Origin of the sequence: Pseudonocardia ailaonensis, assembly GCF_039531635.1 — a bacterium.
Taxonomy (GTDB): domain Bacteria; phylum Actinomycetota; class Actinomycetes; order Mycobacteriales; family Pseudonocardiaceae; genus Pseudonocardia; species Pseudonocardia ailaonensis.
The window spans coordinates 149,863-176,258 of sequence record NZ_BAAAQK010000025.1 but is presented as its reverse complement, the minus strand read 5'-3'; the positions used below and the strand labels follow the sequence as shown (position 1 = coordinate 176,258).

Annotated in this window: 27 protein-coding genes; 12 read left to right on the top strand and 15 right to left on the bottom strand. The window is 73.8% G+C overall.

Annotated elements, in window-relative coordinates; genetic code table 11:
* The first annotated feature begins 6 nt into the window (after nt 1-6).
* Nucleotides 7-306: a hypothetical protein gene (locus tag ABD324_RS30065; RefSeq protein WP_344424717.1), complete on the top strand. Its 300-nt coding sequence runs from the start codon at nt 7-9 to the stop codon at nt 304-306.
* Nucleotides 303-848, top strand: a complete 546-nt coding sequence (locus ABD324_RS30060) for a hypothetical protein (RefSeq protein WP_344424714.1) — start codon at nt 303-305, stop codon at nt 846-848. The genes ABD324_RS30065 and ABD324_RS30060 overlap by 4 nt, the downstream gene beginning before the upstream one ends.
* On the opposite strand, the gene ABD324_RS30055 is transcribed toward ABD324_RS30060, so the two are convergent.
* Nucleotides 845-2,047: a cation:proton antiporter domain-containing protein gene (locus ABD324_RS30055; RefSeq protein WP_344424711.1), complete on the bottom strand. Its 1,203-nt coding sequence runs from the start codon at nt 2,045-2,047 to the stop codon at nt 845-847. The two genes, ABD324_RS30060 and ABD324_RS30055, sit on opposite strands and share 4 nt — an antisense overlap.
* 129 nt (nt 2,048-2,176) lie before the next feature.
* Between ABD324_RS30055 and ABD324_RS30050 the strand changes: the two genes are divergently transcribed.
* Nucleotides 2,177-2,629, top strand: a complete 453-nt coding sequence (locus ABD324_RS30050) for an ATP-binding protein (RefSeq protein WP_344424708.1) — start codon at nt 2,177-2,179, stop codon at nt 2,627-2,629.
* Nucleotides 2,630-2,719: 90 nt separating this feature from the next.
* Here ABD324_RS30050 and ABD324_RS30045 read toward each other — a convergent pair whose 3' ends face one another.
* On the bottom strand, nt 2,720-3,172 hold the full coding sequence (locus ABD324_RS30045) for a carboxymuconolactone decarboxylase family protein (RefSeq protein WP_344424705.1): 453 nt from the start codon (nt 3,170-3,172) through the stop codon (nt 2,720-2,722).
* 75 nt (nt 3,173-3,247) lie between these two features.
* On the opposite strand from ABD324_RS30045, the gene ABD324_RS30040 reads away from it, so the two are divergent.
* Entirely contained in the window at nt 3,248-4,096 is an 849-nt protein-coding gene (locus ABD324_RS30040; protein WP_344424702.1) for a sigma-70 family RNA polymerase sigma factor, read from the top strand.
* Nucleotides 4,097-4,203: 107 nt separating this feature from the next.
* On the opposite strand, the gene ABD324_RS30035 is transcribed toward ABD324_RS30040, so the two are convergent.
* The 3 genes from ABD324_RS30035 to ABD324_RS30025 form a co-directional block, all read right to left on the bottom strand.
* Nucleotides 4,204-5,400, bottom strand: a complete 1,197-nt coding sequence (locus ABD324_RS30035) for a cytochrome P450 (protein ID WP_344424699.1) — start codon at nt 5,398-5,400, stop codon at nt 4,204-4,206.
* Complete coding sequence (locus ABD324_RS30030) at nt 5,400-6,083, bottom strand: VC0807 family protein (protein WP_344424697.1); 684 nt, start codon at nt 6,081-6,083, stop codon at nt 5,400-5,402. Before ABD324_RS30030 ends, ABD324_RS30035 begins: the two co-directional genes overlap by 1 nt.
* Nucleotides 6,084-6,199: 116 nt before the next feature.
* Complete coding sequence (locus tag ABD324_RS30025) at nt 6,200-7,540, bottom strand: hypothetical protein (RefSeq protein WP_344424696.1); 1,341 nt, start codon at nt 7,538-7,540, stop codon at nt 6,200-6,202.
* Between the two features lie 109 nt (nt 7,541-7,649).
* Between ABD324_RS30025 and ABD324_RS30020 the strand changes: the two genes are divergently transcribed.
* Nucleotides 7,650-8,258 carry a 2'-5' RNA ligase family protein gene (locus tag ABD324_RS30020; RefSeq protein WP_344424695.1) on the top strand — a complete coding sequence of 203 codons (609 nt, stop codon included), beginning with the start codon at nt 7,650-7,652 and terminating at the stop codon, nt 8,256-8,258.
* On the opposite strand, the gene ABD324_RS30015 is transcribed toward ABD324_RS30020, so the two are convergent.
* The 3 genes from ABD324_RS30015 to ABD324_RS30005 all read right to left on the bottom strand — a co-directional run bounded on the left by ABD324_RS30015 (nt 8,245) and on the right by ABD324_RS30005 (nt 10,676).
* Complete coding sequence (locus ABD324_RS30015; RefSeq protein ID WP_344424693.1) at nt 8,245-8,880, bottom strand: isochorismatase family protein; 636 nt, start codon at nt 8,878-8,880, stop codon at nt 8,245-8,247. The two genes, ABD324_RS30020 and ABD324_RS30015, sit on opposite strands and share 14 nt — an antisense overlap.
* 99 nt (nt 8,881-8,979) lie before the next feature.
* Nucleotides 8,980-9,318, bottom strand: coding sequence for a P-II family nitrogen regulator (locus ABD324_RS30010; RefSeq protein WP_344424690.1), 339 nt, complete (start codon nt 9,316-9,318; stop codon nt 8,980-8,982).
* Nucleotides 9,315-10,676, bottom strand: coding sequence for an ammonium transporter (locus ABD324_RS30005; protein ID WP_344424688.1), 1,362 nt, complete (start codon nt 10,674-10,676; stop codon nt 9,315-9,317). Before ABD324_RS30005 ends, ABD324_RS30010 begins: the two co-directional genes overlap by 4 nt.
* A gap of 235 nt (nt 10,677-10,911) precedes the next feature.
* On the opposite strand from ABD324_RS30005, the gene ABD324_RS30000 reads away from it, so the two are divergent.
* Nucleotides 10,912-11,775: a sigma-70 family RNA polymerase sigma factor gene (locus tag ABD324_RS30000; protein ID WP_344424685.1), complete on the top strand. Its 864-nt coding sequence runs from the start codon at nt 10,912-10,914 to the stop codon at nt 11,773-11,775.
* 60 nt (nt 11,776-11,835) lie between these two features.
* Here the strand turns inward: ABD324_RS30000 and ABD324_RS29995 are convergent, their stop codons facing one another.
* Entirely contained in the window at nt 11,836-12,396 is a 561-nt protein-coding gene (locus tag ABD324_RS29995) for a TetR/AcrR family transcriptional regulator (RefSeq protein WP_344424682.1), read from the bottom strand.
* Between the two features lie 78 nt (nt 12,397-12,474).
* On the opposite strand from ABD324_RS29995, the gene ABD324_RS29990 reads away from it, so the two are divergent.
* Nucleotides 12,475-13,326, top strand: coding sequence for an LLM class flavin-dependent oxidoreductase (locus ABD324_RS29990; RefSeq protein WP_344424679.1), 852 nt, complete (start codon nt 12,475-12,477; stop codon nt 13,324-13,326).
* 99 nt (nt 13,327-13,425) lie between these two features.
* On the opposite strand, the gene ABD324_RS29985 is transcribed toward ABD324_RS29990, so the two are convergent.
* Complete coding sequence (locus tag ABD324_RS29985; protein WP_344424676.1) at nt 13,426-14,430, bottom strand: helix-turn-helix transcriptional regulator; 1,005 nt, start codon at nt 14,428-14,430, stop codon at nt 13,426-13,428.
* Between the two features lie 78 nt (nt 14,431-14,508).
* Here ABD324_RS29985 and ABD324_RS29980 point away from each other — a divergent pair, with 78 nt between their 5' ends.
* From ABD324_RS29980 to boxB, 3 genes are read left to right on the top strand one after another with little or no spacing between them, the layout of a single operon-like run.
* Nucleotides 14,509-14,865, top strand: a complete 357-nt coding sequence (locus ABD324_RS29980) for a hypothetical protein (RefSeq protein WP_344424673.1) — start codon at nt 14,509-14,511, stop codon at nt 14,863-14,865.
* Between the two features lie 16 nt (nt 14,866-14,881).
* Entirely contained in the window at nt 14,882-16,537 is a 1,656-nt protein-coding gene (gene boxC / locus ABD324_RS29975) for a 2,3-epoxybenzoyl-CoA dihydrolase (protein WP_344424670.1), read from the top strand.
* A 1-nt stretch (nt 16,538) separates the two neighbouring features.
* Entirely contained in the window at nt 16,539-17,951 is a 1,413-nt protein-coding gene (gene boxB, locus ABD324_RS29970; protein ID WP_344424667.1) for a benzoyl-CoA 2,3-epoxidase subunit BoxB, read from the top strand.
* Nucleotides 17,952-17,963: 12 nt separating this feature from the next.
* Here boxB and ABD324_RS29965 read toward each other — a convergent pair whose 3' ends face one another.
* Nucleotides 17,964-18,770 (bottom strand): crotonase/enoyl-CoA hydratase family protein, encoded by an 807-nt coding sequence (locus ABD324_RS29965; RefSeq protein WP_344424664.1) that lies wholly within the window; start codon nt 18,768-18,770, stop codon nt 17,964-17,966.
* An 11-nt stretch (nt 18,771-18,781) separates the two neighbouring features.
* Nucleotides 18,782-19,393, bottom strand: a complete 612-nt coding sequence (locus tag ABD324_RS29960) for a TetR/AcrR family transcriptional regulator (RefSeq protein WP_344424661.1) — start codon at nt 19,391-19,393, stop codon at nt 18,782-18,784.
* Nucleotides 19,394-19,486: 93 nt separating this feature from the next.
* On the opposite strand from ABD324_RS29960, the gene ABD324_RS29955 reads away from it, so the two are divergent.
* The gene (locus ABD324_RS29955; protein ID WP_344424658.1) at nt 19,487-22,729 is read left to right on the top strand and encodes an ATP-binding protein; all 3,243 of its coding nucleotides are present in this window, start codon (nt 19,487-19,489) and stop codon (nt 22,727-22,729) included.
* A 48-nt stretch (nt 22,730-22,777) separates the two neighbouring features.
* Here ABD324_RS29955 and ABD324_RS29950 read toward each other — a convergent pair whose 3' ends face one another.
* Entirely contained in the window at nt 22,778-23,428 is a 651-nt protein-coding gene (locus tag ABD324_RS29950) for a hemerythrin domain-containing protein (protein ID WP_344424655.1), read from the bottom strand.
* A gap of 194 nt (nt 23,429-23,622) precedes the next feature.
* On the opposite strand from ABD324_RS29950, the gene ABD324_RS29945 reads away from it, so the two are divergent.
* Nucleotides 23,623-24,390: an LLM class F420-dependent oxidoreductase gene (locus tag ABD324_RS29945; RefSeq protein WP_344424652.1), complete on the top strand. Its 768-nt coding sequence runs from the start codon at nt 23,623-23,625 to the stop codon at nt 24,388-24,390.
* A 101-nt stretch (nt 24,391-24,491) separates the two neighbouring features.
* Here the strand turns inward: ABD324_RS29945 and ABD324_RS29940 are convergent, their stop codons facing one another.
* Together ABD324_RS29940 and ABD324_RS29935 are read right to left on the bottom strand one after the other, a co-directional pair.
* Nucleotides 24,492-25,526: a 5-methyltetrahydropteroyltriglutamate--homocysteine methyltransferase gene (locus ABD324_RS29940; RefSeq protein WP_344424649.1), complete on the bottom strand. Its 1,035-nt coding sequence runs from the start codon at nt 25,524-25,526 to the stop codon at nt 24,492-24,494.
* Nucleotides 25,526-26,386 (bottom strand): dioxygenase family protein, encoded by an 861-nt coding sequence (locus ABD324_RS29935; protein ID WP_344424646.1) that lies wholly within the window; start codon nt 26,384-26,386, stop codon nt 25,526-25,528. The genes ABD324_RS29940 and ABD324_RS29935 overlap by 1 nt, the downstream gene beginning before the upstream one ends.
* Nucleotides 26,387-26,396 lie beyond the last annotated feature (10 nt).

Here is a 26,396-nt window from a genome sequence, read left to right as displayed (position 1 = left end):
AGAGCCATGAACGAGGGGGACACCATGACCTACGTCCAGATCACCCGCAGCCCCGGCGTCGGGCTGGAGCAGTACGAGCGGGTTCAGCGGGAACTCGGCCCGGAGCCGCTCGCGGGGCACGTGAGCAGCCGGGTCGGGATCATCGACGGCGTCCTGGTGACCGTCGACGAGTGGGAGTCCCGCGCCGACGCCGACCGGTTCGCCGCCGAGCGCCTCTTCCCGGCGTTCGAGCGGGCCGCGGTGCCGGCCGGGGCGACCACCGAGGTCACGGCGTTCGAGGACCTCACCGCGGGAGCGGTGCGATGATCACCCGAGTCGGTACGGCCCTCACCGGCCTCGCCACCGTCTACGTCGTGGCGCTTCTGGTCGGGATGCAGGATCCGGGCTGGGCGTACGCGGCCCGTGGCCTGATCCACCTCGCCGAGCTGGCCGTGCTCCTCGGCGTGGTCGGCAGCGGTGCAGCGGGCCGTGGGGTGCTCGCGCGCATCGGCGCCGGGCTCGCCGGGCTGGGGCTCGTCGGCATGGCGGTGGCGGAGGTGCTCACGAACGCCGCGCCCGGGCCGAGCGACCTGCTGTTCTCGATCGCGCCGAACCTGGTCGGGATCGGCCTGATCCTGGTCGGCGTCGCGGTGATCCGCGCGGGCGTGTGGAGCGGCTGGCGCCGGTTCGTCGTCCTCGCGCTCGGGATCGTCGTCTTCGTCGTGATGACGCCGCTGCTCATCGTGTCGGGCGGGCCGCCAGCCCCGGCCGGGCTCGTGGCCGTTCTCGTCTGGGAGGCACTGTGGACGCTGATCGGCGTCGCGGCGCTGACCTCACCGGCGCTGCGGCGGGAGCCCGTGCCGGCCTAGGCCGGCGGGTCGTCGACCGGGGCGGGGTAGCGCCTGATCACCCACCCGGTCGACAACCCGTGCACCACGATGCTCAGCACCACCGTCACCACGGTCACGGCCAGGGCGAGATCGGCCTCCGGCCCGTGCAGCTCGACGAGTGCGAGCAGGCCGAAGACCAGGGTGGCGATCCCGCGGGGCCCCACCCAGCCCACGACGAACCGGTCCCGCAGCGCGATGTCCGTGCGGTGCAGGGCGAGCACCACCGGCAGTACCCGGGCCACCGTCAGCGTGAGCACCGCGTAGACCACGACCTGCCAGGTGATCGCGCCGCGAGCCAGCGTCTGGTTCACCAGCGCACCGAAGATGAACCACAGCGCCAGCGACAGCAGCTCGCCGACGTCCTCGGCCAGGTGCAGCGTGCCCTTCGGCAGCTTGCGGGCCGCGGGCTCGAAGAACACCCCGGCAACGAAGGCGGCCACGAACCCGTTGCCGTGGGCGGCCACCGCGCCGGCGTAGGCGAGCAGGGGCAGCGCCAGCACCCCGATCCGCAGCGCCGAGGCGCCGGCCCAGCCGGCGTCGACCGCCTTGCCGAGCAGCCACCGCGCGACGAGGCCGACCACGGCCCCCACCACGACGGCCACCAGCAGCGACGGGACGGCGTCGACCGCGGCGTCGCGCAGGGACTCCCCGCCCGCCGCCGTGGCCCCGGCCAGGGCGATCAGGAAGATCGGGGCGACGATGCCGTCGTTGAGCCCGCTCTCGACGTTGACCAGGTTCCGCAGCCGCTCCGGCACCCGCCTGCTGCGCACGAACGCGACCGCGGGCGCGAGATCCACGGGCATGACGACCGTGGCGAGCACCGCGAGCAGCCACAGCCCGGCCCCGCCGAACAGCGCCAGCCCGAACACCCAGGCCAGTACCAGCGACAGCGGCAGCGCGATCAGCAGCAGCCGCAGGACCAGCGGGCGCTCCCGGCCGAAGACCCCGCCCGGCACCTCGGTGGCGTCGACGAAGAGCAGGATCGCGAGGATCGCCTCGACGATGTGCTCCGCCGACTCGAACTCGATGTCGAAGATGAACACGGGGCTCGCCCCGGCCGTCAGGACGATCCCGGCCGCGAGCATCACCAGCGGCATCGTCACGCTCAGCCGCGCCAGCCGGCCGGACACCAGCGCCCAGGCGAGCAGGATGAGCGTGATGACGACGATCGCGAGCACCGGGAACTCCTCACCCACGCGGTTGCCCGCGGAGTCTTCCAGGTCGCACCGGAATGATCACCTCGGCGGTCACCTGCGGTGACCCGGCCAGCGGTCGCGGAGCCCGCCGCGGGCGGCCATGCTCTGGGGGTGACGGTGGAAACGGGCTTCTACACCATCCGGTTCGGAGCGGACCCGGTGCAGCTCGCGTTCTTCCGCAGCGGCCTGGACCGTTGGCTGCAGGCGCTGCAGTGGCCGGAGGACGAGCGCGTGGACGTGATCCTCGCGGTGAGCGAGGCGTGCACCAACGCGGTCAAGCACGCCTACCGCGGCGGCGCCCCCGGTGACGTGGACGTGGTGGCGCGGCTGGTCCTCGGACCGGGCGAGCGGCGGGTGGCGGTGCGGGTGCGCGACTGGGGCGCCTGGCGCCCCGAACCCCGCCCCGACAGCCACGACGGCGGCTTCGGGTTGACGACGATGAAGGCGTGCATGGAGAAGGTCACCATCCGCCGCGAGCCGGACGGCACGGTGGTCACCCTGACCAGCGTGCCCGTCCCGCTCGTGGGCGAGGCGGCCGAGCCCCGGGCGGTCGGCGCCGAGTGATGTGCTCGACCGCCCGGCCCCGGTGATCCGGGCGGTCCTCGGCCGGCCCGGCCGAGGACCCGAAGGCGCGGCCGCGGCGGCCCGCTTCCGCTAGAACGCGCCCGCGACCTGGTGGGTCCCGGCGTTGAGCCGGTTCCACACGTTGATCTGCGCGATCCCGAGGAACAACGCGCCGAGCTGCTGCTCGTCGTAGTGCGCGGCGGCTTCCTCGAAGACCTCGTCGGACACGGGGTTCCCGCGGTCCGCGGCACGGGTCAGCTCCTCGGTCAGCGCCAGGGCGGCCCGCTCCTCGTCGGTGAACCACGGCGAGTCCCGCCAGCCCGCCACGGTGTCGATGCGCTCGTCGCTCTCGCCCGCCTTCCGCAGGTCGCGGGCGTGCATGTGCAGGCACACGCCGCAGCCGTTGATCTGGCTGGCCCGCAGGTTCACCAGCTCCAGGGTGGTGCGGGAGATGCCGGTGGCCGCGACGGCGCCGGCGAGGGCGAGCAGGGCGTCGAGCGCGCCGGGGACGGCGAGGGCGGGGTTCTTCATCCGGGGGTCCATGGTGGATCTCCTGTCACAGTGGGTGCTTCCGGTGGGTCATGGGGGGAGACACGCGGCAGCGGAAGGATGTGACAGGTGGATCTGGTCGAGGGTTTCGAGGCGAACCGCGCACACCTGCGAGGGGTGGCGTACCGGGTGCTCGGCTCGGTGAGCGAGGCCGAGGACGCCGTGCAGGAGGCCTGGCTCCGGTTGCAGCGCACGGACACCGCCGACGTCGACAACCTGCGGGCCTGGCTGACGACGGTCGTCGGCCGGATCGCGCTGAACCAGCTGCGGTCCCGGCGGACCCGCCGGGAGCAGGAGCTGCCCGAGCAGCTGCCCGAGCCGGTCGTCCGCCGTGCCGATGATCCCGAGCCCCGCGCGGAGCTCGCCGACTCCGTGGGCCTGGCGCTGCTCGTCGTGCTGGAGACGCTGAGCCCGGACGAGCGGCTCGCCTTCGTGCTCCACGACATGTTCGCGATGCCCTTCGACGAGATCGCGCCGCTGGTGGAGCGCTCGCCCGCCGCCACCCGCCAGCTCGCGAGCCGGGCGCGGCGCCGGGTGCAGGGCGCCGAGCCCGGCCCGGACTCGCCCGCCACCCGCCGCGAGGTGGCGGAGGCCTTCCTGACCGCGGCCCGGGGCGGGGACATCCGCCGGCTCGTCGAGGTCCTCGACCCGGACGCGCTGCTGCGGGTGGACGCCGGCGACGGGATCCACGAGACGCGCGGCGCCGAGGCGGTCGCGGGCCAGGCGGCGGCCTACCGCGCCGAGGGCCAGGTGCGGTACCCGGTGCTGGTCAACGGGGCCCCCGGCAGCCTGGGCGTGGTCGACGGGCGCCCGGTCGCCCTGCTGGCCTTCACCGTGCGGGACGGGCGGATCACCGAGATCGACATCCTCGCCGACCCCACCCGCCTAGCGGCTCTCGACCCCACCCTCTACACCTGACCCCGCCCCCCGAGCCCCCCCGCCCAGTCCCCCCGCCCGCCTCCGTGGTGATCACCAGGACGTCAGTGCTTTCCGATCATGGAAAATTCGCGCTGGGGTCCTGATGATCACCGCGAGGGTTGATCATCAGGACCCCAGCGCACCGGGAGTGCGGTCAGGCCGCCCGTCAGCACGTCCGCGCGCAGCTCCAGGCGGTCGGCGGGTACGTCGAGCGCGAGGGTCGGGAAGCGCACGGGCAGGGCGGTGAACACGGACTGCAGCTCGACGCGGGCGAGCGAGGCGCCGATGCAGTAGTGCCCGCCGTACCCGAAGGCCAGGTGGCCCCTCTCGGTCCGGCCCGGGTCGAAGCGCTCGGGATCCGGGAACACGCCCGGGTCCCGGTTCGCGGCCGTCGGGGTGAGGATCACGGCGTCGCCGCGCCGGATGTGCACCCCCGCGATCTCGATGTCCGCGTTGGCGTAGCGGGGCAGCCCGCCACCGCCGGGGGCCGCCAGCCGCAGGATCTCCTCGACGGCCGCGGGCACCGACCCGGGATCGTCGACGAGTGCGGCATAGCGCTCGGGCCGGTCGAGCAGCAGGACCGTCCCGACGTCGATGCGGGTCACCGTCGTCTCGTGCCCGGCGAACAGCAGCGCCGCGCCCAGGCCGGCGGTGTGGACGTCGTACTCCGCGCCCAGCGCCGCGAGATCGGTGAGGACGTCCTCGCCGGGCTCGTCGCGCTTGCGCTCCATCAGCCCGCGGATGTAGCGGACCAGCGCGTACAGCGACTCCTGCGCGGCCTCCCGGTCGTCGAGCCGCGAGGCGCCCTCCGACCAGGCCCGGAACTCGTCCCGGTCGGCGTACGGCACGCCGAGCAGCTCGCAGATCACCAGCACCGGGATCGGCAGGGCGACCAGCTCGTGCAGGTCGGCGGGCGAGCCGTGCGCCTCCATCGCGTCGAGGGCCTCGGTGACCAGCGCGGCGACGTGCTCCCGCAGCAGGTTCATCCGCTTGGCGGAGAAGGCGGGGGCGAGCATCTTCCGCATCCGGGCGTGCCCGGCGGCCTCGGTCTCCGGATCGCCCATCGGGCCCCCGAGCAGCGCGGACCCGGAGATGCGGGACGCGTGCTCGGGATCGGGGTGCGAGCGGCCGAGCCGGGTGTCGGAGAACAGGGCGCGGCACTGCGCGTACCCGGTCACGAGCCAGGCCGGGTCCCCGGTCGAGGTGCGTACCGCGGTCACCGGGGCCCGCTCGCGCAGCTCCGCGTAGAGCGGGGCGACCTCGAGGATCCCGGCGCGGGCGAAGGGCAGCTGCGGGGCGCTCATCAGCGGTCTCCCTCGTTCGCGGTCCGGATCGCGCGCCGGCGCCGGACCGTCCAGGCGACGGTCGGGCCGATCACCGCCACCATCAGCAGCGGCGACACCCACACCATGACACCGGTCGGCAGCAGGAGCACCAGGGGAATGCGCAGCCCCGCCTCCAGGATCAGGGCACACCCCCACACGACGGTCATCGCGCGCATCGCAGCGCGGAACTCGGGCCGCTGCTCCCACAGCTGCTCCAGCACCGGGACGCGCTGTGGCATCCGGGCCTTCGCGATCGTGTGGATCAGCGGGCGGCCCGCCAGGAGCGACAGCAGGAAGCCGGCGCCGATCGACCCGGTCACCAGGGAGTCCTTGAGCAGCAGGAACGCGGCGTCGTGCAGGAAAAGCGATCCCACGAGCCCCGCGGTGAGCGAGAACAGCGAGATCGCGGTGATCGCGTCGACCCGGCGGGCCCGGACGATGCCGATCACCATGCCGGCGAACGGGAACACCGCGCCCCAGGCCAGCGCCGCCAGATCGGAGGTGGCGACGACGTTCGTGAGGACGACGTAGGTCGCCAGTGGCGCGAGGACGCCCAGCAGGATGTCGGGCTGGAGCAGGAACCCCCGCGGGCCGGGGCCCTCGTCGACCGGTGGTGCGCCGGTCCGGGCCGCCCCCGTGGTCGTGGTGGTGGTCGTCGTCATGATCGTCCCCCGTCCCTGCCGGCGGGTGCCGGCTACGGGACACGACGCTACGAAGGCGGGCGCCGCGGATCGTCAACCCGGAGTTGGGTCATGGGTTGTCCACCCCGAGGTGGAGGTCAGGGGTAGCTCTCGCAGCCCACGCCGTTGCCGTCGCCGTCGAGGCCGTACGCGTCCGGCCCGACGACCTTGACCTTGTGCCCGATCTGCTTGCAGTTCAGGTCCGCGGCGACCGGGACGCACGGCGAGTAGCTCGGATGGCATCCGGCGGCCGAGCGGGCCGTGGTGGTGGGTGCGGCCAGGGCCGGCGCGGGAGCGGCCGCCGCGGCGCGGCCGGTGGAGCCAGCCGCGCCCACCGCGGTACTCCGGGGCGCGCCGCCGGCCGTCGTGCTCCCACCGGCGGCCGACCCCGCGCCACCCGAGACCGCCGCGCCACCCGAGACCGCCGCGCCACCCGAGACCGCCGCGCCACCGGGCTGGGCCGCCGGGCTCGCCGGTCCGGTGCCGGCGGGGGTGGTGGTCGGGCTCGCCGCCGTGGCGCTCGTGCCGGGCCGGCTCGTGGTCGCCCCGGCGAGCGAGGTCGCGGTCGACCCCGGCCCACCCCGGTTCGCGACGCCGACGATCCCCGCGACCAGCAACGCGACCCCGCCCGCGACGACCCACGGCCGCCGGGACCGCCGCGACGCCACGGCGCGTCCGGGCAGCGCGACCATCGCGGCGCCCTCCGCCCGCGCTCCTGCGGAGCCGGGCTGCGGGAGAGCCGGGCGCGGCAGCACCGCGGTTCCGGCAGGCGGCGCAACCGCGTCCGGCGAGGTGCGCGGCTCGGGAATGATCACGGCCCCACCCCGGTGTGCACCGGGCTCGCTGCCGCGGCGCTGGATCGGGATCATCGGTGCCGGGGCCGGCCCGCCCACCCGCGGGAAGGGCACCGTGGCGGGCTCGACGCCCGGGAACGGGTCCCCGCCGTGCCCGCCCACCCGGGCCGGCGCCGCGCGCCGTCCGATCCGCTCGACGATTCTCGCCCCGGCCCCGGCCCCGGCCCCGGCCCCGGCCCCGGCCCCGGCCCCGGTTCCCGGCTCCGCGACCGCGGGTGCCGGTGCCGCAGTGCGCTCCGCGTCCGGGATCCGGTCGGGGGCGGGCAGGAGGAGCTCCACCTGACGGCCCCGCTCGCCGTCCGAGATCGTCGCCGCGCAGCGGGGTGTGCCGCCCTCGGCGAGGACCGCCTCGACCAGCCCCGCGTACCGCTCCGACATGCGGAAGGTCAGCTCGCCGACCCGCGCCCCGCCCAGCCGCACCTCGATCGCCCGTGCCCCGCGGTACCGGCCGTCGGAGACCACCGTGAACCCGAGCTCGGCGGTCGCGCGGCCGAGCGGATGGCGGGCGAGGACCGCGCGATGGTGTTCCTCGCGGGTCACGGTGACCACGTGGCGGCCGTCGAGGAAGCCGTCCGGCAGGGGCATGTCGGGAATCTCCGATGCGGGGGAGCGCGGGGGATCATGGGTTGCTCGCCCGGCGCGGCGCAGCGTTACCCACCTCGCGGGCCCGTCCGCGGTGGGGGAGGGTGGTCCCGTGCCGCTGATCGTCACCGCCACCCTGGACGCACCCACCCAGGAGCGCTTCGACGCGTTGCGGCGCAGGCACTTCCCGTCGGACCGGAACTTCCTGGCCGCGCACCTCACGCTCTTCCACGCCCTCCCCGACGAGCCGTGCGCCGCCGCCCGGACGGCCGCCGCCACGCCCACCCCGACCACCGCCGAGACGCCCGGCCCGGGGCCGGCTCCGACGACCGCCCCGGCCACCGCCGCGACGCCCGGGCCGCCCGCCCGCCCCCTCCGGCAGGCCCTCGCCGCTGCGGCCCGCCGACCACCGATCCCCGTGCGCGTCACCGGGCTCCGCCTGCTCGGCCGCGGCGTCGCCTACCGCCTCGAGGCGCCCGAGCTCCTCGCCCTGCGGGCCGATCTCGCCCGGGACCGCGACCTCACCGCGCAGGACCGCGGCAAGCGCGAGCTGCACGTGACCGTCCAGAACAAGGTCACCCCGGAACGGGCCCGGGCCCTGCACGCCGAGCTCTCCGCGGCCTTCGTCCCGGAGACGGTCACGGCCACCGGTCTCGCCCTCTGGCGCTACCTCGGCGGGCCGTGGGAACCGTTGGCGGAGTACCGCTTCAGCGGCCCTTGAGCGCCGCGAGCGCGTCGTCGAGGGCGATCACGTCCCCGTACTTGGCCTGGATGTCGAACAGCGCCGCCTCGTGCGGCCCCTCGGCCCGGTCGCCCACGCACTCCCGCGGCACCAGCGTCGGGTAGCCGTACTGCAGGGCGTCGACCACCGTGGCCCGTACGCAGCCGCTGGTCGTGGCCCCGCAGACGATCACGGTGTCCGCACCCACGGCCGTCAGCACGGACTCCAGGCCGGTCCCGAAGAACCCCGACGCGCCCTTCTTCATGATCACGTGATCGGCCTCGGTGACCGGCAGCCGCGGATCCACCTCGACCGCCGCCGAGTCCGCCGCGAGGGCCCGCAGCGCGGGCACCTTGTGCACCCAGCGGACCGTCGCCATCTCCGCCGGGGTGTAGCCGATCGTCGTCCAGACGATCGGTGCCCCGGCCGCGCGGCCCGCCTCGACGAGCCGTGCGGTCGCGTCGACCACCGGCGTGAGATCGGCCCCCGTCGGGTAGGAGGTCTCGGTGAACCCCCTGGTCAGGTCCACCACGACGATCGCGGGCCGGCTCCCGCGCCGCACCGCGCCACCGAACCCCGCCGCGTCGTAGAGCCGGTCCGTCCCGCCCCCGTGAACTCCCATCCCCCCATGGTCCCCCGGCCCACGCACCCCCGCGCACTATGGAGCCACAACTGTCGTTCCGAGGCCCCGAAACGACAGTTGTGGCTCCATAACGCCGGGTCAGACGGCGTCCGCGCCGCGCTCGCCGGTGCGGACCCGGACGATGTGCTCGACGTTCGTCATCCACACCTTGCCGTCGCCGATCCGGCCGGTGCGGGCCGCGGCGGCGACAGACTCCAGGACCTTGTCCGCGAGCTCGTCCGCGCACACGACCTCGACCTTGACCTTCGGGACCAGGTCGACGTCGTACTCCGCGCCGCGGTAGATCTCGGTGTGCCCCTTCTGCCGCCCGTAGCCCTGGGCCTCGGTGATCGTCATGCCGAGGACGGCGAGCCGTTCCAGCGCGTCGCGGACCTCGCCCAGCACGTACGGCTGGACGACGGCGGTCACCAGCTTCACGGGGACTCGACCCGGGTGGCGGTGCTCGGGATCCCGACGCCGCCCGATCCACTGCCGGTGGTGAGCGACGAGTAGTCGTAGGCGGTCTCGGCGTGCTCGGTCTCGTCGACGCCCGTGACCTCGTCCTCCTCGTCGACGCGGAACCCGATGGTGGCCTTGATGACCAGGCCCAGGATCGTCGCGACGACGAAGGAGTACACCAGCACGGAGCCCGCGGCGGCCGCCTGCCGGCCGAGCTGCACGATGCCGCCGCCGTAGAACAAGCCGTTGTCGCCCAGGGCCGCCGAGTTGACGTCGTTGTCGCCGAAGAAGCCGATCAGCAGCGTGCCGACGATCCCGCCGACCAGGTGGACGCCGACGACGTCGAGCGAGTCGTCGAAGCCGAAGCGGTACTTGAGCCCCACGGCCAGCGCACACAGCGCCCCGGCGATGATCCCGATCGCCAGCGCCCCCATCGGTGCCACGTACCCGCAGGCCGGGGTGATCGCGACGAGCCCGGCCACCGCCCCGGACGCCGCGCCCAGCGTGGTCGGTTTGCCGTCGCGGAACTGCTCGACGAGCAGCCAGCCGATCACCGCGGTGCAGGTGGCGAGGGTGGTGTTGGTGAAGGCGAGGCCGGCGAGGTCGCCCGCGCCGAGCGCGGATCCGGCGTTGAAGCCGTACCAGCCGAACCACAGCAGGCTCGCGCCGAGCAGCACGAACGGCAGGTTGTGGGGGCGCATCCGCTCGCGCGGCCAGCCCTTGCGGCGCCCGAGCACGATCGCCAGCGCGAGGCCCGCGGCGCCGGCGTTGATGTGCACCGCCGTGCCGCCGGCGAAGTCCTCGGCCTTGAGGGTGTTCGCGATCCAGCCGCCGATGTTGTCCGCGCCGGTGAAGCCGTCGAAGGCGAACACCCAGTGCGCCACCGGGAAATAGCACAGGGTCACCCAGCCGGCGACGAACGCCGTCCAGGCCCAGAACTTCGTGCGGTCCGCGATCGAGCCGGAGATCAGCGCCGGGGTGATCACGGCGAACATCAGCTGGAACATGACGAACGCGGTCGCCGGCAGCGCGTCCGAGCCCGGCCAGGGCGCGGAGGCCGACCCGACGCCGACGAAATGCCCGATGGTGCTGGCCAGCCCGGCGAACTCGCCGCTGCCCACCAGTCCGCCGAACTTGTCGTTGCCGAATGCCCAGCTGTACCCGAACAGCGCCCACAGCACGCCGACCACGGCGAGGCAGACGAAGTTCATCATCAGCATGTTGAGCACGCTCTTGCTGCGCACCATGCCGCCGTAGAAGAAGGCGAGCCCCGGCGTCATCAGCATGACCAGTGCCGCGCTCGCCAGTACCCAGGCGGTGTCTCCCGCGTTGACCACTCCGACCTCCCTGGCGTGTCCCGGCCGGGAATGCTCGATGTGATCTGTTTCATACGAGGTGTGCGGAGCGTTTCCGGGTGGTGACCGGAATTCACGTTCGGCATATTCCGGAGAAATCGCGCGGAACGAAACGCCGATTCCGGATGAGTCGCGAGAACAGTGGATCACGAGGCGGTCCGGTCACAACCCCGGGGTGCCGTTCGTCTCCCTTCCGAGGCGACGGAAGGATGGATCCATGACGGACGACGAGCTGCTCGCGCGGCGGTTCGAGGCGAGCCGCACCCGGCTCGGCGCGGTGGCGTACCGGATGCTCGGCTCCACGGCCGAGGCGGACGACGCCGTGCAGGAGGCCTGGCTGCGGCTGACCCGCGCGGACCCGGACGCGATCGACAACCTCGACGGCTGGCTGACGACGGTCGTCTCCCGCGTGTGCCTGGACATGTTGCGCTCCCGGGGGTCCCGGCGGGAGCAGCCGCTGGGCGACACGAACCCCGCCCACGAGCCGGTCGACTCCGCCGATCCGGCGCGGGAGGCCGAGCTCGCCGACGCGGTCGGTCCCGCGCTGCTCGTGGTTCTGGAAACCCTGCAGCCCGCCGAGCGGCTGGCCTTCGTGCTGCACGACCTGTTCGCCGTCCCGTTCGAGGAGGTCGCCGCGATCGTCGGGCGCAGCCCCGCGGCCGCCCGTCAGCTCGCCTCGCGGGCGCGCCGGCGGGTCCGCGGCAGCGGCGGGGTGGACGATCCCGGGGAGGCCCGGCGCCGCGCCGTCGTCGACGCCTTCCTCGCCGCCTCCCGCGAGGGCGACTTCCAGGGCCTGCTCGACCTCCTCGATCCCGAGGCCGTGATCCGGGCCGACGGGGCCGCGGTCGCGATGGGGGCCGAAGAGATCGTCCGCGGCGCGGCCGCCGTGGCGCAGACCTTCTCCGGGCGGGCGAAGGGTGCCCGGTTCGCGCTGGTCGACGGCATCCCGGGCGCGGTGTGGTCCATGGGCGGGGCGCCCAAGGTCGTCTTCCTGTTCACGGTCGACGACGGCCTGGTCTCCGCGGTCGAGCTGCTCTCCGACCCCGACACCCTGGCCGCCCTGGAGTTCGAGTACCTCTGACCGCCGGGCGGTGATGGTCCGGCGCGGCGCATCCCGGCCGCACCGCGCCGCACCCGGCGATCAGCCCGTCCGGCGGAGGCCCGCGACGAGGTGGGCGGCAAGGGCGCGGGCGTCGTAGCGGGGGTCGGTGTCGGCGCCCACGCAGAGATTGCCCACGCCCCGCATCAGCGACAGGGCGTCGAGGTCGGTGCGGACCTCGCCCGCCTCCCGCGCCGCGTCGAGCAGCCGCGCGCACACCGGGACCAGGCGGTCGAGGAAGTAGGTGTGGAGCGCCTCGAAACGGTCGTCGTCCGGGCGCAGCGCACCGGCCAGGCCGTGCTTGGTCACGAGGAAGTCGACGAAGAGGTCGATCCACCGGGCCAGGGCCCCGAGGCCGGAACCGGTCTCCGCGAGCAGCGGCTCGCCCGCCTCCGCGCAGGCCTCCACCTGGTGCCGGTAGACGGCCACGACCAGCTCCGCGCGCGTGGGGAAGTGCCGGTAGACCGTGCCGACGCCCACCCCGGCCCGGGCCGCGATGTCCCGCACCGGCGCCTCGACCCCGGAGGCCACGAACTCCGCCGCCGCGGCGTCGAGCAGCGCCTGGGCGTTGCGGCGCGCGTCGGCACGCCTGGGTGCGGGCATGCGCCTCCCTTCGACAAACGGAACCGTGTTCCATATCGTGAGCGGAACGAGGTTCCGGATCCAGGATAGGGGACGACGATGACGAGCGTCGGCATCGCGACCGCGCCACAACAGGTCGAGTACGAGGACGTGCTGCGTGTCTGGGAGGAGGCGGACGGCATCCCGGAGATCGAGCACGCGTGGCTCTTCGACCACCTCATGCCCATCGGCGGCGACCCGGACGGCCCGATCCTCGAGGGCTGGACCCTGCTGTCCGCGCTCGCCGCCCGCACCCGCCGGCTGCGGCTGGGCCTGCTCGTGACCAGCAACCGGTTCCGGCCGCCCGCGCTGCTCGCGAAGATCGCCACGACGGTCGACGTCGTGTCCGGCGGCCGGCTGGACTTCGGGATCGGGGTGGGCTCGCGGCCGGGCCATCCGCTCGCCCGCCGCGAGTACGCGGCCCACGGGCTGCCGTTCGTCGAGACCGCCGACGCGGTGGCCGGGCTCGCCGAGGCCTGCACCGTGATCAAGCGCCTGTGGACGGAGGACGCGCCGTTCGACTTCGAGGGCTCGCAGGTGCGGCTGACCGGCGCCTTCGGCAGTCCGAAGCCGGTGCAGAAGCCGCACCCGCCGATCGTCGTCGGGGGCCGGGCGCTCGCGACGCTGCGGATCGTCGCCGAGCACGCGGACGTCTGGAACATCCCTGGCGGCGACCTCGCGGACGTCGTGGAGCGCAGCGCGATCCTCGACCGCCTCTGCGCCGACATCGGCCGCGATCCCGGCGAGATCGTCCGCTCGATCCACCTCGGGGTGTCCTACGACCGCCCGGAGGACACGCGGCAGGCGATCGCCGACGCCGTCGGGGCCGGGTTCTCCCACGTCGTGCTGGGGCTTCCTGCTCCGTTCCCGGTCGGGGTGGCCCGGTGGGTGGCGGACGAGGTGATCGGCTGAGCGCCGTGCCGGCCCGTGTGCGTCGGGTCCACGCCGCGCGCTGCGCCCGCCTGGTCCCGCGCCGCGATCGTCCCCGGGGTGCCGCGTCCCGCTCCCGGCTCAGCCGCACGCCCGCGCCAGCAGCTCCCGCCGCCCGTGTGCCCCGGTCTTGGTGAAGATCGACTTGAGGTGGTCCGTCACCGTGCTCTCCGCGATCCCGAGGGCGCGGGCGGCCCCGCGGGTGTCGTCGCCCGACGCGAGCCGGACCAGCAGGTCCCGCTCCCGCGGCGTCAGCCCGGCGGCCCGGCCGTAGACGGCCAGGCGTTCGGCGGGCGACGCGCTCTCCAGGGTCACCGCGACGGCGGCCTCGCCGGCGCAGAGGCGCGCGGCGCGCAACGTCGTCCAGCGCCCGCCGGTCAGATGGGCGCGGGCCGAGGGTGGATGGTCGTCGATCCCCGCCTCGACGGCGAGCAGCTGCGCGGCGACGTTGAACGCGGCGGCGGGCACCGGCGACCGGTCCGGCGGGGTGGGCAGCAGGGCGCGCAGGTGCGCGTCCGTGCCGGGGGTGCGGGCGATCGGGTGCAGCGAATCGTCGAGGAGGAGAACCACGGGCTCGCCGGGCGGGGGTGGGGCGGTGGCGAAGCTGTCGAGGAGCGCCGCCCGCAGCCCGGCCACCACCGGGGCCCGGACCGAGGCGAGGAAGCGCAGCTCGGCGGGGGTGAACGCGCCGCCGACCCGCCAGAGGTCGAGGAATCCCCAGCAGCCGAAGCGGTCCCGGAACGCCGTCGACGCGATGTCGCGGACGCCGTAGCCGGCCAGCAGCTCGCGCCACAGCAGGCTGCGCTCGGGGGCGGCGCCCAACGCGGCGACGCCGTCGAGCGTGGTCCAGCGGTGGACCGGGGTGAGGTACTTCAGCCGGATCAGGGTGGGTAGCGCGCCGAGCTCGGGGACGCTCGCGAGTGGCGCCGTACCCACCTCGGTCTCCGGGTCGGTGAGCAGCCAGGCGTGGAAGTCGAACGGCACGACCCGGCCGATCTCGGCGAGCACCGCCTCCCGCAGGGCGCGCTCGTGGCCGGGGTGCGCGCAGGCCGCGGTGATGCGTTCCTGAGCGGCCCCGAGGCGCATCCGGCCAGGTTATCGGGGCTGTACACCCCCGAAAGCCGGGATGGTTCGAGGGGTCGGCGCGCTCCTAGCGTCGCCGCCATGGCAACCCTCCTGATCCAGCACGCCGTGACCGACCTCGACACCTGGCGTCGCGCCTTCGCGGGTTTCGCCGACGCCCGGGCCCGGGCCGGCGTCCGCGCCCAGCGCGTGAGCCGGCCCGTCGACGATCCGTGCGCCGTCGTCGTCGAGCTGGACTTCGACTCCGTGGCGGCGGCGACCGCGTTCCGCGAGTTCCTCCGCACCCGGGTGTGGGCGGATCCGGCCAGCTCGCCGGCACTCGCCGGGGCACCGCGCGCCGACGTCCTCGTCCCGGTGGACAGTCTACGAAAGTTTGACGCGAATCATCGCACATGTAGAGTGTCAGGCACCCGAGCCGCGTGGTACCCGCCCCGGTGACGACAGGAGGGTGTCGATGACCGACGAGCCCGAGGTCTCCTTCGGGACCTCCCCGCAGGCCTACAGGCACTGGCGGCTGGCGGTCGACGGGCCGGTGGCCACGCTGACCCTCGACATCGACGAGGCCGGCGGCATCGTCCCGGGCTACGAGCTGAAGATGAACAGCTACGACCTGGGTGTGGACATCGAGCTCTACGACGCCACCCAGCGGTTGCGGTTCGAGCACCCCGGCGTCCGCGCGGTGGTGGTGACCAGCGGCAAGGACAAGAACTTCTGCGCGGGGGCGAACATCCGGATGCTGGCGCAGAGCTCGCACCCGTGGAAGGTGAACTTCTGCAAGTTCACCAACGAGACCCGCAACGGCATCGAGGACGCGACCGCGAACTCGGGCCAGACCTGGATCGCGGCCGTGAACGGCACCGCGGCCGGCGGCGGGTACGAGCTGGCCCTGGCCTGCGAGACGATCCTGCTGATCGACGACCGCTCCTCCGCGGTCTCGTTGCCCGAGGTCCCGTTGCTCGGCGTGCTGCCGGGTACCGGCGGGCTCACCCGCGTGATCGACAAGCGCCGGGTGCGCAAGGACCGGGCGGACGTCTTCGCCACCAGGCCCGAGGGGATCCAGGGCAAGCAGGCCGTGGAGTGGAAGCTGGTCGACGAGGCTGTGCCCAAACGAGTCTGGGCGGACACGGTCGCCGAGCGCGCGGCGCAGGCGGCCGCCGCGTCGTCCCGCCCCGACGGCACCGGGATCACCCTGAAGGCCCTGGAACCGGACGGCTACCGGTACCGGCACGTCAAGGCCGAGCTCGACCGCGAGCGCGGGCTCGTGGAGATCACCGTCCTCGGCCCCGAGGGCGGGGTGCCCGAGTCCCTCGAGCGCGTCCACGAGCTGGGCGACGAGTTCTGGCCGCTGGCCATGACCCGGGAGCTCGACGACCTGATCCTGCGGCTGCGGGCCAACGAGCTCGAGCTGGGCACGTGGATCATCCGCACCCGCGGGCAGGTGGAGGACGCGCTGGCGTTCGAGCGCGTCATCGAGCAGCACTCGAAGGACGACTGGCTGGTCAACGAGATCCGCCACTACTTCAAGCGGGTCCTCAAGCGTCTCGACGTGACCTCCCGGTCGCTGATCGCGCTGATCGAGCCCGGGTCCTGCTTCGCCGGGGCACTGCTGGAGCTCGCCCTGGCGTGCGACCGGCAGTACATGCTCGACGGCACGATCGAAGGGGACGAGCAGGGCGACGAGGCCCAGATCATGCTGTCCGCCAGCAACTTCGGCACCTTCCCGATGTCCAACGGGCTGTCCCGGCTGGAGTCGCGGTTCTACGGCGACGAGGACCACGTCGCGAAGCTCCGTCAGGAGACCGACCGGCGGATCGAGGCCCGCGAGGCCGTCGAGCTGGGCCTGGTGACCGACGCCCCGGACGACATCGACTGGGAGGACGAGATCCGGATCATGCTGGAGGAGCGGGCCTCGCTGTCGCCGGACGCGTTGACGGGCATGGAAGCCAACCACCGGTTCGTCGGTCCCGAGACGATGGAGTCGCGGATCTTCTCCCGGCTCACCGCCTGGCAGAACTGGATCTTCGTGCGCCCCAACGCCTCCGGCGAGGAGGGCGCGTTGCGCAGGTACGGCACGGGACGCAAGGCCGAGTTCGACAGGAAGCGGGTCTGACATGTCGATCGACTACAGCGAGAAGATCCCCAACAACGTCGATCTCGCGGGCGACCGGAAGCTCCAGCGCGCCCTGGAGTCCTGGCAGCCCAACTTCCTGAGCTGGTGGAGGACGATGGGCCCCGCCGTCCCCACGCAGGACGTGTACCTGCGGACGGCCGTGGACGTCGGCAAGGAGGGGTGGGCGCAGTTCGGCCACGTCGCCATGGAGGAGTACCGGTGGGGCGTGTTCCTCGCCGAGCGCGGCGACGACCGGCGGATCGCCTTCGGGGAGCAGAAGGGGCAGCCGGTCTGGCAGCAGGTTCCGGGTGAGTACCGGGCGGACCTGCAGCGGCTCATCGTGATCCAGGGCGACACCGAGCCGGCGTCGGTGGAGCAGCAGCGGCGCCTCGGCGAGACCGCACCCTCGCTGTACGACCTGCGGAACCTGTTCCAGGTCAACGTGGAGGAGGGCCGGCACCTCTGGGCGATGGTGTACCTGCTGCACGCCTACTTCGGCCGCAACGGGCGCGAGGAGGCGGAGGCGTTGCTGCAGCGCAACTCCGGCGACCTCGACAGCCCGCGGATCCTGGGTGCGTTCAACGAGGAGACGCCGGACTGGCTGAGCTTCTACATGTTCACGTACTTCACCGACCGGGACGGCAAGTACCAGCTCGGCACGCTGAAGGAGTCCGCCTTCGACCCGCTCTCGCGCACGTGCGAGTTCATGTTGAAGGAGGAGGCGCACCACATGTTCGTGGGCACCACCGGGATCGACCGGGTGGTCACGCGGACCTGTGAGCTGATGCGCGAGCACGACACCGCGGACATCGCCCCGCACGGCGGCATCCCGCTGGACGTGATCCAGAAGTACATCAACTTCCACTACTCGGTGTCGCTCGACCTGTTCGGTTCGGAGCGCTCGACCAACGCGGCCAACTACTTCACCGCCGGTCTCAAGGGCCGCTGGCAGGAGGAGCGCCGCAAGGACGACCACACCCTCACCGAGGACGCCTTCACGATCGACACCGTCAAGGACGGGCAGCTCACCACGGACGAGGTGTCCGCGCTGCTGGCCCTGAACCTCGACCTGCGCAACGAGTACGTGAAGGACTGCCAGTCCGGCCTCAAGCGCTGGAACCGCATCCTGGGCAAGCACGGCTACGACGAGTCGCTGTACCTCCCGCACGTCGGCTTCAACCGGCAGGTCGGCCTGTTCTCCGAGCACCGGGTCACCCCGCGCGGGGAGCTGGTGGCCGAGGACGCCTGGAAGGCCAAGGAGGACGGCTGGCTCCCGTCCGAGGCGGACAAGACCCACATCCGCAGCCTGATGCGCCCCGTCTACGAGCCCGGCAAGATCGCCGGCTGGATCGCCCCGCCCACGAACGGCATCAACGGCAAGCCCTTCGAGTACGAGTACGTCCACCTCGCCTGAGCCCGGCCCGGGTCAGTCCCGGTACACCGCGGCGCGACGCTCCGTGGCCGCGGCGACGGCCTCCTGCAGGTCCGCCGAGGCGAGGGTGCCGGCGTTCCAGGTGGCGACCTGGTCCAGCGCGTCGGCCACGGTGTGGTCGCGGGCGTAGGTGATCGCGTGCTTGGTGCCGCGCAGGGCCAGCGGGGACTTCGCGGCGAGCTGGGCAGCCACCTCGTCGACGCCCGCGGTGAGCGCGTCGACGTCGTCGAACACCCCGTTGACCAGGCGCAACGCGTGCGCCTCGGTGCCGGACACCGCCCGGCCGGTGTAGGCCAGCTCGCGGGTGACGCCCTCTCCGACGATCTTCGGCAGCCGCTGCAGGGTGCCGACGTCCGCCACCACGGCCATGTCGATCTCCTTGACGACGAACGACGCGTCCGCCGTCGCGTAGCGCAGGTCGCACGCCGTCGCGAGGTCGATCCCGGCGCCGACGCACGCGCCGTGCACGGCCGCGATCACCGGCACCCGGCAGCGCTCGGCGCTGGTGATCACGTCCTGCAGGTCGAGGATCGTGCGCCGCAGCTGCTCGCTCGCGCGGGCGGGATCGGGGTCCGACGGGCCCAGCGTCGCGAGCATGCCGAGGTCGATGCCCGCGCAGAAGTGCCGGCCGTTGCCGGACAGCACCACCACGCGGACGGCCGGATCGGCGTCGAGCTCGTCGAGGGCCGCGCGCAGCTCGGTCCACAGCGTGCGGTCCAGCGCGTTGGCCTGCTTCGGGCGGTCGAGGCGCAGGCGGGCGACGCCGTCCTTCGTCTCGATCGTGAGTGCGGTGTACTCCATCGGGCCGGTCCTTACGTGAGCATGGCGCGGGCGGTGCGCTTCCACAGTCGCAGATGGGGGTCGGTCGTCGGGTCGCGCGGGTCGATCGCGTAGGTCATGGCCACCCCGCGCATGCTCGTGAACAGCAGCTCGCGGGTGTCCTCGAAGGCCGGATGGCCGCTGTGCACGGGCCCGAACACGGTGACCGCGAGGTGCTGCAGGGCGAGGCCGAGCCGGCGCTCCTCGGGCAGCACCTCGGTCCGCAGCGCCGGATCGGTGCGCGACGCCGTCCACAGCTCGATCGAGGCCCAGAACGAGGGCTGCCGGAACACCGCCCACATGATCTCGACGGCCTGGTCGATCCGCTCGGGCCCGGACATGCTGGTGTGCGGCCAGGTCTCCATGTCCGCGATCCACTCGGCGGCGAGGTGCTGCGCGGCCGCGACCAGCAGCGTGGCCCGGGACGGGAAGTGGTGCAGCATCCGGCCGCGCGAGACGCCGGCGCGGGCCTGGATCGTGACCGTGGTGGTGTGCGCGTAACCGTGCTCGACCAGCGCGGAGACCGCCGCGTCCAGGATGAGCGCGTGGCTGCTCGCACGCCGCTCGCCCTGGGTGCGTCGGGCGGGGGTATCCGGGGCTGCCATCGCTTACCAGCCTAGCCCGCCTCCCGGTACCCCGAACTGTGTTCCGAACCGCGGGGACGGCGCACGAATCGGCCATCCGGTTCACTGTGGGGCATGGATCGGGTCCGAGTGAGCCTGCTCGGGCCACTGCGTGCGGAGGTCGCAGGCGCGGCCGCCGATCTCGGCGGGCCGCGGCAGCGTGCCGTGCTCGCCCGGCTCGCGGTGGCCGGTGGTGAGGTCGTGTCCACCGACCTGCTGGTCGACGACCTGTGGCGCGGCGAGCCGCCGCCCCGTGCGCTGGGTGCGCTGCAGGTGCACGTCTCGCACCTGCGGCGGGTCCTCGAACCCGGGCGCGCGCCGCGGACCCCGGCATCGGTGCTGGTCAGCGAGCCGCCCGGGTACGCGTTGCGGCTGCCTCCGGACGGCCTGGACACCCGCCGGTTCGCCGCGCTGCTCGACGCCGCCGCGGCCGCACCGGCGGACCGGGGCGAGGAGCTGCTCGTCGAGGCGCTCGGACTGTGGTCCGGGCCCGCCCTCGCCGAGTTCGCGGACGAGCGGTGGGCGTCGGCCGAGGCGGCCCGGCTCTCCGAGCTGCGGCTCGTCGCCGTCGAGCGGCTGGCCGGGGCGCGGATCGACCGGGGCCGCCCGGCCGACGCCGTGCCCGATCTGGAGCTGCTGCTGCGCGACCATCCGCTGCGCGAGGGCGCGGTGCGGCTGCTCGCGCTGGCGCTCTACCGCACGGGCCGGCAGGCGGACTCCCTCGCCGTCCTCTCGCGGGCCCGCGAGCAGCTGGCCGAGGAGCTCGGCGTCGACCCGGGTCCGGAGCTGCGGGCCGTCGAGCGGGACGTGCTCACCCACGCCGCCGGGCCCACCGCCCCCGCGCCGCCGGCCCCGCGCACGGAGCGGATCTTCGGCCGCGCGGCCGAGCTGGGCCGGCTGCGGGCGGTGGCCGAGCGGGTCCGGGCCGGGAGCGTGGCCGTCGCGCTGGTGGAGGCGGACGCGGGCGGCGGCAAGTCCACGCTGGTCGAGGCCTTCCGCACCGAGCTGGCCGGGGCCGGCTGGACCACCGCCACCGGCCGCTGCCCCGAGGTCGACGGCGCCCCGCCCGGCTGGGCGTGGACCGAGATCGTGGAGCGGGTCCTGGTGCCCGGCGCGCAGGCCGGTCTGGCGGAGCGGCTCGCGCCGCTGCGGGCGGCCGGACCGCGGGCGACCGGCGAGGGGGATACGTTCTGGCTGTCCCGCGCCGTCGTCGAGCTGGTGGCGGGGGTGGCCGCGCGCACTCCCGTCCTCCTGGTGCTCGACGACCTGCACCGTGCCGAGGACGAGACCTTGCAGCTGCTCAGGGCGGTGGTCGGGGGGTTGGCGGGGAGCCCGGTGCTGGTGGTCGCCACGGTGCGGCCGGCCGAGATCGGGCAGGAGCTGAGGGCGGCGCTGGCCGCCCTCGCCGGCCCGGTCGCGGACCGGATCACCCTCGCCGGGCTGGCCGGGCCGGACGTCCGGGCGTTGCTGGCCGAGCACGGTGTGGCCGCGCCGGACGAGGCCACGGTCGCGCTCGTCGCGGAGCGCACGGACGGCAATCCGCTGTTCGTCCGCGAGACCGCGCGACTGATCGCGGTCGAGGGCACCGGGGCGGCGGCGGACGCCGTGCCCGCCGGTGTCAGGGACGTGTTGCGACGGCGGGTGGGTCGCCTGCCCGCGCCCGCCCGGACGGTCCTCGGGCAGGCCGCGGTGCTCGGCCGCGAGGTCGACATCGAGACCCTGCTCCGGCTCGCGGCCGGTACCCCGGAGGACGCGGTGCTCGACGCGCTGGAGCTCGGGGTGCTCGCCGGGCTGCTCAGCGAGCCCGCGCCGGGCCGCGTGCGGTTCGCCCACGCCCTGGTCAGGGACACCCTCGACGCCGACCTGCCCCGGCTGCGCCGCACGCGTCTGCACGCGGCGGCGCTCACCGCGCTGGAGGCGGGCCCGGCGCCGGACCGTGCCGCGCTCGCCCGGCACGCCCTGGCCGCGGGCCCGGCGGTCGCGCCCGCGACCGCGTGGGCCCACCTGACGGCGGGCGCGCGCGAGGCGGTCGCCGACGGCTCGCACCGCGAGGCGGCCCGGCTGTGGGGGTCCGCGCTCGAGCTCGCGGCGGGGGTCGGGCGGGAGGACGAGATCGCGGCGCGGTGCGCGCTCGTCTCGGCGCTGGCGCACTCCGGGCAGATCGGGCCGGCGGTGGCCGCGCGGCGGGCGGCCGTGGACGCCGCCCGCGGCACGGAGTGGATCGTCGCGGCCCTGACCAGCTTCGATGCCCCGATCTCGTGGACCATCCGGCAGGACGTCACGGTCGACGCGGACCTCGTCGGGTTGATCGACGCCGAGCTCGCCCGGCCGGACCTCGACCCGGCCGTCCGGTGCCGGCTGATCGTGGCGCTGGCGTTCGAGCTGGAGTCCCAGGACGACGTCCGGGTGCAGGCGGTCACCGCGGAGGCGATGGCGCTCTCGGCCGGCCTGGACGATCCGCTCGTCCGCTGCGCGGTGCTCAACGCCCGGTCCTTCGCCGCCCTGGGCCCGGACCTGCGCCACGAGCTCGAGGGCGTCGGCGTCGAGCTGCTGGAGACGGCGCGGCGCGCCGGCCTGACCGGGTACGTCGCCGAGGGGCACCACCTGCTGTTCATGATCGAGTGCGAGCGCTTCCGGCTCGACCTCGCCCAGGGGCACGCGGACGCCGCGATCGCCGCGGCCTCCAGCGGGCAGCTCGGGCAGACCCTGATGTGGGCCGCGATCTTCGCCTCGCTGCGCGCTCTGGTGGCGGGGGAGCTCGACGCGGCGGAGGCCGGCTACACGGCCGTCAACGACGCGATGGCCGCCGCGGGCGCGGTGAACGTCGAGGCGTTCCGGCTCTTCACCCTGCTCGGCGTGCGGTACGCCCAGGGCCGGCTCGGCGAGCTCGCCGAGGGCTTCCTGGCGATCAACGGCCGGATCCCGGACACCGTCAGTGACCCGATCGCCCTGTCCCTGATCGCGGCCGGGCGCCCGGACGAGGCCCGCGCCGTCTGGCGGCCGGAGCAGCACCCGCCGCGGACCTACTACTGGCTGCTGTTCATGGCCCTGCGCTGCGAGGTCGCCGTCGCCCTGGGCGACACGGAGGTGGCCGCAGCGTGCTTCGCCGAGCTGGAGCCCTGGGCCGACTCCGCCGCGGGCCTGGGCAGCGGCACCGTCAGCCTCGGCCCCGTCGCCCAGCACCTCGGCGACCTGGCCACCCTCCTGGGCCGCCCCGCGGACCCGTACTACCGGCGGGCCCTGCAGATCGCCGAGACCGCCGGCGCCCCGCACTGGATCTCGAGAGCCCGCCACTCCCTCGGCACTATGGAGCCATAAGGCACGTTTCGGGGGTCGAAATGTGCATTATGGTTCCATAGTGCGTTTTCAGGCGAAGACGAGCTTCTCGCGGCGGCGGTAGGCGGGGCGGACCAGGGCCATCAGGAGGCCCATCACGGGGCCGGCGAGCCTGCGGACCTCGTCGCGCTCCTCGGGGCGGACGACGCCCTCGAAGCGGGGGAGGACGAAGGTCAGCGGGGCGCCGCCCTTGCGGATCTCCTTCTCCATCGCCTCCCAGTCCTTCACCGCCACGTAGCGCTCGATCACCGGGAAGAGCGCGCGCTCCTCCTCGGCGATGTGCTCGTCGAGCTCGTCGCGGACCCGGGCGAGGGCCGCGGCGAGCCGCTCGGCGGTGGCGATCCCGGGACGGGCCTCGACGGCGTCGACGGCCCAGCGGATCTCGTCGAGCAGCGGGTCGAGGGCGGCGTGGTCCTCGCTGAGCACGGCCAGGTCCACCTCGCTGCCGGCGCTGCGCTCGATCAACGGCCAGGTGAGCTCGTCCTCCACGGTGTGGTGGTGGTGGATCTCGTGGCACAGGTGGCGCACCCAGGTGGCGATCGCGGCGGCCCGCCGGGCGTCGCAGGCGTCCCCGCCGGCGATCTTCTGCGCGACCTCGGTGAGGCGGTGCAGGTCGCGCAGCATCATCCGGTGGGCGAAGCGCATGCCGAGCAGGTTCGGGGTGGCGGTGGAGGCGGTCATCTCGGTTCCTTCCGTCGGTGTGACACCAGACTGGGCGGACCCGCTTAAGGACGGCTTCGGCGGGACTTAAGGCGGCGCGCGGCCCGGCGCGGGGCCGGCATGATCCACCGCGACGCGGCCCTCCACGGGGTGGTCGACGCCGCGGAGGCGACCACCCGAGATGCGCTGCACCGGTTCAGGAGCATGCTGGAGGGGTGAGCATTCGTATCGGACTGCAACTGCAGCCCCAGCACGCCGACTACGACCGAATCCGCGACACCCTGCGCGCTGCCGAGGATGCCGGCGCCGACGTCGTCTTCAACTGGGACCACTTCTTCCCGCTCTCCGGCGATCCCGACGGCAAGCACTTCGAGTGCTGGACCATGCTCGGGGCCTGGGCGGAGAGCACGAGCCGCGTCGAGATCGGCGCGCTCGTCACCTGCAACTCGTACCGCAACCCCGAGCTCCTGGCCGACATGGCCCGCACGGTGGACCACATCTCCAAGGGCCGGCTCATCCTGGGCATCGGCTCGGGCTGGTTCGAGAAGGACTACGACGAGTACGGCTACGACTTCAAGACGGCCGGGCGTCGCCTCGACGACCTGGGCGCCGCGCTGCCGCGGATCCGGGACCGCTGGACCAAGCTCAACCCGGCCCCGACCCGCGACATCCCGATCCTGATCGGCGGCGGCGGGGAGAAGAAGACCCTGCGCTACACCGCCGAGTACGCCGGCATCTGGCACGGCTTCGGCGACGCGGAGACCATCGCGCACAAGTGCGCGGTGCTCGACGGCCACTGCGCCACGATCGGCCGGGACCCCAAGGAGATCGTCCGCTCGGCGGCCGTGAACGGGAAGCCGTCGGAGCAGGCCCAGGGTCTGCTCGACGCGGGGGTCTCGCTGTTCACCGTCGGGGTGGGTGGACCGGACCACGACCTGGCCCTGCTCCAGGAGTGGATCTCCTGGCGGGACGCCCAGGGCTGACCTCCCGGTCCCGACTCGCGCGGAGCCGGGCCCCGACTCGCGGGCTCTCCCGCGGGTCGGGGCCCGAGGGGTGCGCGAGTCGGGGGCTCAGGTCGTGCGGGTCACGGGCCGAGCTCGCCGCGGAGCAGGGCCGCAGCGCCCGCCATCGCCTGCATCTTCCCGAAGGCGGAGGCCCTCGGGAGGTACTTCATGCCGCAGTCGGTGGCGATCACGACCTGCTCCGGCGGCAGGTACTCGAAGGCGCGGCGGACCCGGGCGGCGACCGTCTCCGCGGACTCGACCTCCGGATCGGACAGGTCGATCACGCCCAGGATGATCGTCTTGTCGGTCAGGTCGGCGAGGACGCCCAGGTCCAGGCCGGACTGGGCCGTCTCGATGGAGATCTGGTCGGCTGCGCAGCCCGCCAGCTCCGGCAGGAACGAGTAGCCCTCCGGGCGCTCGTGGATGATCGCGGCGTAGCCGAAGCAGAGGTGGACGGCGGTGGTGCCGGTGACCCCGTCGAGCGCGGCGTCGAGCGCCGTGAGGCCGTAGGCGCGGGCGGCGTCCGGGCGGGCCTGCAGGTACGGCTCGTCGATCTGGACGATGTCGGCGCCGGCCGCGAACAGGTCCTTGATCTCGGCGTTCACCGCCGCCGCGTACGCGAGGGCCGCGGCCTCGGTGTCCGGGTAGTGGTCGTTCTGCGCCTGTTGGGTCATGGTGAACGGGCCGGGCACGGTGATCTTGATGGTCCGGTCCGTGTGGGCGCGGAGGAAGCGCAGGTCGTCGACCTGGACCGGCCGCGGGCGCGTGACGGGTCCGGCGATGCGCGGCACCGGGTTCGGGTGTCCGCTGCGGTCCAGCGCGGTGCCGGGGTTGTCGATGTCGACGCCGTCGAGGGCCGTCGCGAAGTGGTTGGAGTAGCTCTCCCGGCGGATCTCGCCGTCGGTGAGGATGTCCAGGCCCGCCTCCTCCTGGGCGCGGATCGCGAGCAGGGTCGCGTCGTCCTGGGCCTCGGCCAGCTGCTCCGGCGGGATCCGCCACAGCTCGCGGGCCCGGACGCGCGGCGGGAAGCGGCCGGCGAGCCTGGCGCGGTCGATGAGCCACTCGGGCTGGGCGTAGCTGCCGACGAGCGAGGTCGGCAGGGGCGGGAGGACCATCAGGAGGTCTCCTGGAGGACGAAGTCGTAGCGGGCCTCGAGCCAGGGCACGTCGCTGTGCCCGCCATCGGGCGTCGGGCCCGGATCGCGGGGTTCGAACGCCACCACCAGCGCCTCCTTCGTGCCGAACACGACGTCCGAGTCGAGGTACTGCGCGCCCTCCCGGAACAGGTGGGTGATCAGCGGTTCATACCCCGTGGCCGTCAGGAGGAAGTGGACGTGGGCGGGCCGGAAGTGGCTGATCTCGGTGCGCGCGATCAGCTCCCCGACGGGCCCGTCCATGGGGATCGCATAGCCCTTCGGGGCGATGGTCCGCACGCAGTAGCTACCGTCTTCGCGACTGAGGTACTTGGCGCGCAGCCGTGCCTCGTCGACGTCGAGCTGGGCTTCGTAGTCGCCCGCGGCGTCCGCCTGCCAGACGTCGAGCAGGGCGCCTGCGAACGGCTCGCCGTCGAGGCCCCGCACGGTGCCGCATACGTAGAGCGGGGTGCCCGGCACGCCGTCCGACATGTCGCCGCCGAAGTCGAGCTCGGGTGAGCCGTCGATGTGGAAGGGGCCCAGCACCGTGGCCGGGGTGGCCTCGGGCGCGAACGGGTGGTTCATCTGGACCACGAGCATCGACAGGCCCAGCACGTCGGAGGCGAGGATGAACTCCTCGCGCTTGTCGTCGCTGATCTGGCCGGTCCTCGTGAGCCAGCCGATCGCGGCCATCCACTCGGCCTCGGTGAGCCGCACGTCGCGGGCGAAGGCGTGCAGGTGCCGGACGAGCGCGGTGAGCAGCTCCGCGGTCCGCGGGTCCTTCGCGGTGCCCCACCGCGCCGCGGCGAGGTCGGTGATCGTGTCCTCGGTGACCAGCTGCACTGCTGTCTCC